The 6,863-nt window shown below is 71.7% G+C and carries 6 protein-coding genes; 2 read left to right on the plus strand and 4 right to left on the minus strand.

The window, feature by feature from the left end:
• Nucleotides 1–116 precede the first annotated feature (116 nt).
• A complete protein-coding gene (locus IEZ12_RS06020; RefSeq protein ID WP_189271105.1) occupies nt 117–1,058 on the minus strand; it encodes a LysR substrate-binding domain-containing protein in 942 nt (313 codons plus the stop codon).
• A gap of 167 nt (nt 1,059–1,225) precedes the next feature.
• Here IEZ12_RS06020 and IEZ12_RS06025 point away from each other — a divergent pair, with 167 nt between their 5' ends.
• Together IEZ12_RS06025 and IEZ12_RS06030 are read left to right on the plus strand one after the other, a co-directional pair.
• The gene (locus IEZ12_RS06025) at nt 1,226–1,777 is read left to right on the plus strand and encodes a peroxiredoxin (protein ID WP_043915853.1); all 552 of its coding nucleotides are present in this window, start codon (nt 1,226–1,228) and stop codon (nt 1,775–1,777) included.
• 5 nt (nt 1,778–1,782) lie between these two features.
• Nucleotides 1,783–2,313, plus strand: coding sequence for an alkyl hydroperoxide reductase (locus IEZ12_RS06030; RefSeq protein ID WP_100588824.1), 531 nt, complete (start codon nt 1,783–1,785; stop codon nt 2,311–2,313).
• Between the two features lie 67 nt (nt 2,314–2,380).
• Here the strand turns inward: IEZ12_RS06030 and IEZ12_RS06035 are convergent, their stop codons facing one another.
• From IEZ12_RS06035 to phoH2, 3 genes are all read right to left on the minus strand, one after another.
• Nucleotides 2,381–3,814: an AI-2E family transporter gene (locus IEZ12_RS06035; protein ID WP_189271106.1), complete on the minus strand. Its 1,434-nt coding sequence runs from the start codon at nt 3,812–3,814 to the stop codon at nt 2,381–2,383.
• A 405-nt stretch (nt 3,815–4,219) separates the two neighbouring features.
• Nucleotides 4,220–4,894, minus strand: coding sequence for an aggregation-promoting factor C-terminal-like domain-containing protein (locus tag IEZ12_RS06040; RefSeq protein ID WP_189271107.1), 675 nt, complete (start codon nt 4,892–4,894; stop codon nt 4,220–4,222).
• Nucleotides 4,895–5,300: 406 nt separating this feature from the next.
• Nucleotides 5,301–6,632, minus strand: a complete 1,332-nt coding sequence (phoH2, locus tag IEZ12_RS06045; protein ID WP_043915849.1) for an RNA 5'-3' helicase PhoH2 — start codon at nt 6,630–6,632, stop codon at nt 5,301–5,303.
• Nucleotides 6,633–6,863 lie beyond the last annotated feature (231 nt).

The raw sequence follows: 6,863 nt of genomic DNA on the forward strand, positions 1-6,863 counted from the left end.
CGCACGGGGCCTACACGGGCGAGCCGCAGCACCACCCCAGCCCCGCGCAGCGGAGTCGCCCCGGGGTCCACGTCGGCGGCGGGGCCACGGGTGGGTGGGTGGGCGAGGGGCCGCCGTCAGGCGGCGATGCGGACGGGCAGGCCCCGCAGGGCGTCGCGGAGGGCCGCCCCGAAGCGGTCGTACTCCGGGGTGCGGGCGGAGCCGGGGCGGTGGGCGAGGCCGATGCGGCGGCCGGGGGTGGGGGCGGCGAAGCGGACGGCGGCGAGGCGGTCGGTGCGGCCGGTCTCGACGTCGAGGGCGGTGGCGGGGAGCAGGGTGACGCCGAGGCCGCCGGCGACCAGTTGGACGAGGGTGGAGAGTCCGGCGGCGCGGGTGCTTCCGCCGGACACCTCGGCGCCGACCTCGCGGCAGATGTCGAGTGCCTGGTCGCGCAGGCAGTGGCCTTCCTCCAGCAGCAGCACGTCCAGGTCGAGCAGGACGTCGCGCGGGACGTCGACCCGTCCGGCGAGTTCGTGCTCGGGCGGCACGATCAGCACGAAGTCCTCGTCGAACAGCGGGATTTCGGCCACGGGGACGCTGCCGCCCGCGGGCAGGGCGAGCAGCAGCAGGTCGAGGCGTCCGGTGGCCAGGCCGTCCAGCAGGGAGGGGGTGCGCTCCTCGTGGACGTGCAGTTCGAGGTCGGGGTAGGCGTCGCGGACGAGTCGCAGGACGGTCGGCAGCAGGTAGGGCGCGACGGTCGGGATCACTCCGAGGTGCAGTGGCCCGGTGAACGGCCGGCGGGCGGCCTCGACCTCCTCGGTGAGGGCGTGCAGCGCGGACAGCACCTGCCGGGCGTGGACGGCGACCCGCTCCCCGAGCGGGGTGATCATGACGCGTCGGGTGGTGCGTTCCACCAGCTGTGCGCCGAGGGCCTCCTCCAGTGCGGCGATCGCGCCGGACAGCGCGGGCTGGCTGGTGCCGATCGCGGCGGCGGCCTCCCGGAAGTGCAGGTGTTCGACGACGGCCGCGAAGGCCCGCAGCTGGGAGAGGGTGGGCGTGCGTTGCGTAGGGTGCTTCACGGCTGCGCTTCCTGCGTGGGTCCGATGCTGCCACCAGTGTGCCGCACTGATCGGGATTGCCTATCAGGCAAAGCAGAAGATCCGATTTCACTGATCAGTAGCCGCTGTGCGACGCTGGACATGTCCGTAATTCGGACAACCCTCATCTCAACCCCTGGAGAAGCGACGTGCTGACGATCGGCGACAAGTTCCCCGAGTTCGAACTCAACGCCTGCGTGGACCTCGACGCCGCGAACGCCTTCGCCGAGATCAACCACAAGTCCTACGAGGGCAAGTGGAAGGTCGTGTTCTTCTGGCCGATGGACTTCACCTTCGTCTGCCCGACCGAGATCGCCGCGTTCGGCAAGCTGAACGAGGAGTTCGCCGACCGTGACGCCCAGATCCTCGGCGTCTCCGGCGACTCGGAGTACGTCCACCACGCGTGGCGCAAGGACCACAAGGACCTGCGCGACCTGCCCTTCCCGATGCTGGCCGACGTCAAGCACGACCTGATGCGCGCCTGCGGCGTCGAGGGCGCCGACGGCACCGCCCAGCGTGCGGTGTTCATCGTCGACCCGAACAACGAGATCCAGTTCGTCATGGTGACCGCCGGCTCCGTCGGCCGTAACCCCAAGGAGGTCCTGCGGGTGCTGGACGCCCTGCAGACCGACGAGCTGTGCCCGTGCAACTGGACCAAGGGCGAGGACACCCTCGACGCCCAGGCCCTGCTGGCCGGCTGACCCCGATGGCTCTCGACGAACTCAAGGCGGCCCTGCCGGACTACGCCAAGGACCTGAAGCTCAACCTGGGCTCGGTCATCGGCAACTCGGACCTGCCGGAGCAGCAGCTCTGGGGCACCGTGCTGGCCTGCGCGATGGCGACGGGCTCGTCCGCCGTGCTGCGCGAGCTGGAGCCCGAGGCCAAGTCGCACCTGTCGCCCGAGGCCTACCAGGCCGCCAAGGGCGCCGCCGCGATCATGGCGATGAACAACGTCTACTACCGGACGCTGCACCTGCTCTCCGACAAGGAGTACGGGACGATGCGGGCCGGTCTGCGGATGAACATCATCGGCAACCCCGGCGTCGACAAGGTCGACTTCGAGCTGTGGTGCTTCGCGGTCTCCGCGATCAACGGCTGCGGCCAGTGCCTCGACTCGCACGAGGGCGTGCTGCGCAAGGCCGGCGTCGAGCGCGAGGTCGTCCAGGCCTCCGTGAAGATCGCCGCCACCGTCCAGGCCGTCGCCTCGGTGCTGGACGCCGAAGCCCAGCTGGCGTAACGCACAACGCAAAGGTCCCGTCCCGGAGGAACTCCCCTCCCCGGACGGGACCTTGTCGTTTCCGCGGCTAGGGCCTGCGGGCCGCCTCGATCGCCTGGAAGACCTCCTGGCCGGCCGCGTTGCGCTGTCGCAGGTGCCCGGTGACGGTGTTGGTCACCGCGATCAGCGGCACGGCCACGATCGCGCCCGCGATGCCGCCGATGATGGAGCCCGCGGCGACGCCGAGCACCACGGCCAGCGGGTGGACCCGCACCGCCCGGCCGAGGATCAGCGGCTGCAGGATGTGGCCCTCCAGCTGCTGGACGGCGACCAGCACCACCAGCGCCATCAGCGCCTTGAACGGCCCGACGGTGACCAGCGCGATCAGCACGGCGATGGTGCCGGTGACCAGCGCGCCGACCAGCGGCACGAACGCGCCCAGGAAGATGATCACCGCGAGCGGCATCGCCATCGGCACCCCGAGCAGTTGGAGTCCGATGCCGATGCACAGCGCGTCGATGAACGCGACGACCACGGTGCCGCGGACGTAGGCGGTCAGCGTCGCCCAGGCCTTGGGCCCGGCGCCGGCCATCGCGTGCCGGGAGTGCCGGGGCAGGGCGCGCAGCATCCAGTTCCAGATCCGGGCGCCGTCGTAGAGCAGGAAGAAGATGGTGAAGGCGGTCAGCGCGATGCCGGTGAGCAGTTCGACGGCGATGCTCACCCCGGTGAAGCCGGCCGAGGTGAGCTGGTCGGAGTTCTTGCCGATGGACGTGGTGATCTGGTTGGTGAAGTTGTCCAGCTGGTCCTGCGTCAGGTGGAACGGCCCGTTGACCAGCCAGTCGCGCAGCGTCCGGACACCGTCCTGCGCCTTGACAGTGACCCGGTCGAGGTTGGTGGACACCTGCCAGAACACGAACCAGCCGACCAGGCCGATGCCCGCCAGGCCGGACATGAAGGTGCCGGCCGCGGCCACCGAGCGCGGGACGCCGCGCCGGCGCAGCCAGGAGACGGTGGGCTCCAGCAGCGCGGAGATCAGCAGCGCGGCGAGCACCGAGAACGCGACCAGCCGCAGCGTGTCGATGACCCGGAACACCACGTACAGCGCGACGCCGAGCAGCAGCAGGCGCCAGGTGGACTCGGCGGCGACCCGCAGCGTCCACGGCACCGCGTCCACCGGGTTGGCGGGCCGGCCGGGCGGGGCCGTCGACGGCGGTTCGGCGCTGCGCGGGGCCGGGACGGTCGGGTCTGCCCGCACGGCCGCCCCTTCCGGGGAGGCGGCAGCGGGGGCCCGACCGTCGGCCGATCCACCGCCCTGGTCGGCGAGTTGACGGGCCGTCTGCTCGACGGTGCGCAGGGCGGCCCGCTCGGCGGCGAGTTCGACGGCCTGCTCGGTGGCGAGGGCCTGCGCCTCCGCGGCGATGGCCGCACGACGGCGGCGTTCCGCCGCGGCGAACAGACCGGCCGCGACGGCCCCTATCTTGGCGACGCCGCGCCAGCGGCCGCCGCTCGTCTCTTCCGTCACTTCCCCGGTCTCCCCCGCGTTCGTCTGCTGCGCGGCCGCGGGTCGCACGGCCGTCGGTGAGGAACGCTACCCGCCGTCGGGGCCCCGGGTCGCGGCGGTGACACGGACCGCTTCCAGGAGATTCCGGGCAAATCATCACCAATATGCCCGTTTCGTCCGCCCGGACGTGGGAAGGGGCTTCAACAGACCTTCTGTCCGCGGACCGGCCGGGAGCGGAGGAACCAGGACCCGCTTCGCTTCCCCGCGTCCGCACCGGACCGTCGCCGCCCGCTGCGCACTGGTCAGCGCCGCCCGGGCGGCACGGCCCGCTTGGAGGCCGCTGTCTCGCGGCAGCACGAAGGGCCCCGTTCTCGACCGTGCGAGAACGGGGCCCTTCGGAACGAGCCGTGGCTCGGTACCAGTGGCCTAGTACCAGTGGTGGGACTGCCAGAACGACCAGGCGCCGCAGGGGCTGCCGTAGCGGCTGTTCATGTAGTTGAGGCCCCACTTGATCTGGGTCTCGGGGTTGGTGCGCCAGTCCGCGCCGGCCGAGGCCATCTTGGAACCCGGCAGCGCCTGGACCAGGCCGTAAGCGCCGGAGGAGGCGTTGGTGGCGGTGTAGTCCCAGCCGCTCTCGCGCTTGACGATCTGGCTGAAGCACTGGAACTGGTTGGCGTCGCCGACGATCTGGAGCGCCATGTCCTGGACCGAGCCGGGGCTGACGGTGGCGAGCACGCTGCGGGCGGAGGCGCGGTTGGCCTCCTCCTTCGCACGCTTCTCCTCGGCCGCCTTGGCGGCCTTCTCCGCGTCGGCCTTCGCCTGGGCGTCGGCGGCGGCCTTCTGCCGGGCCGCCTCTTCCGCTGCCTTCTTGGCGGCGGCGTCGGCGGAGACCTGCTGGGCGTTGGCCTGGCGACTGATGCCGTCGCTGACGTTCTGGGCCTGAGCACCGGTGGGCGCGTCGGCGAGCAGGGTGGCGCTCGCGACGTCGACCGCCTGGACGGTCTTGCCCTCACTGCCAGAGGCCGCACCTACCACTGCACCGACGGCGGTCACCGCGGTGGCGGAGGCGACAGCGACTCCCCGGACCGAGATCCGAGTCACATGGTTTCCTTCCAGCGTCGCCCGGCGCGTGACCGTCCGGGCGCAATCTGCCCCTGGTCACTGGCCTCCGTCGAACTCTGGTCACGGGAGGCGCGGGCTCGGCCGTCCCCCCGGGCGAGCCCGGAGCGGCGGTGGAATCGAGCGGCGTACGGCCTTGCGGTGTTCAGTTTTCCGCCCGCCGACCGGAGTTGCCGGGCGAGGAATAGCCGTACGCGGGGCCTGACAGAACCCTCACCATGCCGCACGCGACGGTGTCTACGCAATTCCCTGTGCCGTGGCGGATCTCACAAACTTCGCCACCTGGGCGTTTGGTGGACGAACGGCCGAGGGGTCGTCAACAGGGCTGACAGCGAAGGGGCCTGACGGTACCCGTCAGACCCCTTTGCCCCGGTGTGTCCGGTTATGCCTACGGCTGGATGTCCTCCAGCATCTCGGTCACCAGTGCGGCGATCGGCGAGCGCTCCGAACGCGTGAGCGTCACATGGGCGAACAGCGGGTGCCCCTTCAGCTTCTCCACCACCGCGACCACGCCGTCGTACCGGCCGACCCGCAGGTTGTCCCGCTGGGCGACGTCGTGGGTGAGCACCACGCGGGAGTTCTGGCCGATCCGGGAGAGCACCGTGAGCAGCACGTTGCGCTCCAGGGACTGCGCCTCGTCCACGATCACGAAGGCGTCGTGCAGCGAGCGCCCGCGGATGTGGGTGAGCGGCAGGACCTCCAGCATGCCGCGGGAGATGACCTCCTCGATCACGTCCTGGGTGGTGACGGCGGAGAGGGTGTCGAACACCGCCTGCGCCCAGGGGCCCATCTTCTCGGCCTCGCTGCCGGGCAGGTAGCCCAACTCCTGGCCGCCGACCGCGTACAGCGGCCGGAACACCATCACCTTGCGGTGCTGGCGGCGCTCCAGGACGGCCTCCAGGCCGGCGCACAGGGCGAGCGCGGACTTGCCGGTGCCGGCCCGGCCGCCCATCGAGATGATCCCGATCTCCGGGTCGAGCAGCAGGTCGAGGGCGATCCGCTGCTCGGCGCTGCGGCCGCGCAGCCCGAACGCCTCGCGGTCGCCGCGGACCAGCCGCACCCGGCCGTCGGCGGCCACCCGGCCGAGGGCCCGGCCGCGCTCGGAGTGCAGCACCAGGCCGGTGTGGACCGGGAGTTGCTCGGCGCCTTCGACCGAGAGGGCGCGGTCCTGGCCGGCGAACAGCTCGTCCACCTGGTCGGCGGGGACGTGCAGTTCGGTCATGCCCGTCCAGCCGGAGGTGATCGCCAGCTCGGCCCGGTACTCCTCGGCCAGCAGGCCGACCGAGCTCGCCTTGATCCGCAGCGGCAGGTCCTTCGAGACCACCGTGACGTCGTAGCCCTCGGCCTGCAGGTTGCGGGCGACCGCGAGGATCCTGGTGTCCGCCTCGCCGCCGCCGGCCCGGTAGCCGGCCGGCAGGATCGACAGGTCGGAGTGGTTCAGCTCGACCCGGATGGTGCCGCCCAGCTCGCCCACCGGGATCGGTTCGTCGAGCCGCCCGTGGCGGATCCGGTAGTCGTCCAGCAGTCGCAGCGCCTGGCGGGCGAAGTAGCCCAGCTCCGGGTGGTGCCGCTTGGCCTCCAACTCGGTGACCACGACGACGGGGAGGACCACCTCGTGCTCCTCGAACCGCGTCATGGCGAGAGGGTCGGCCAGGAGCACGCTGGTGTCGAGGACGTACGTGCGCCGGTCAGGTGTCCGGCGGCTCTTGGTACTGACCACTAGCCCTCCAGAGCGGGTGACGCGACGTCACCCGCGGCCCACCGGTCCCCGCGGCCCCGCTGGCCGGGGGGACGGTCTGAGGGGAGTCTTCCCAGGCGAGGAGGGCCGCATTCGCGCCGGAGCGAACGGCGGGAACACAACCGGTGAACGTTTTCCCGACTGGGGGACGGGTAGGGGAGACTGACCGCTCACCGGCCTCACCCCCGGCGGCGCAGCCGGTGTCGCAGCCCC

The sequence above is a fragment of the Kitasatospora griseola genome, assembly GCF_014648555.1.
Classification (GTDB): domain Bacteria; phylum Actinomycetota; class Actinomycetes; order Streptomycetales; family Streptomycetaceae; genus Kitasatospora; species Kitasatospora griseola.

Bases quoted from the DNA above. Each gene is read 5' to 3' on its own strand.
- IEZ12_RS06030 (WP_100588824.1), top strand. From the start codon at position 1,783: ATGGCTCTCGACGAACTCAAGGCGGCCCTGCCGGACTACGCCAAGGAC.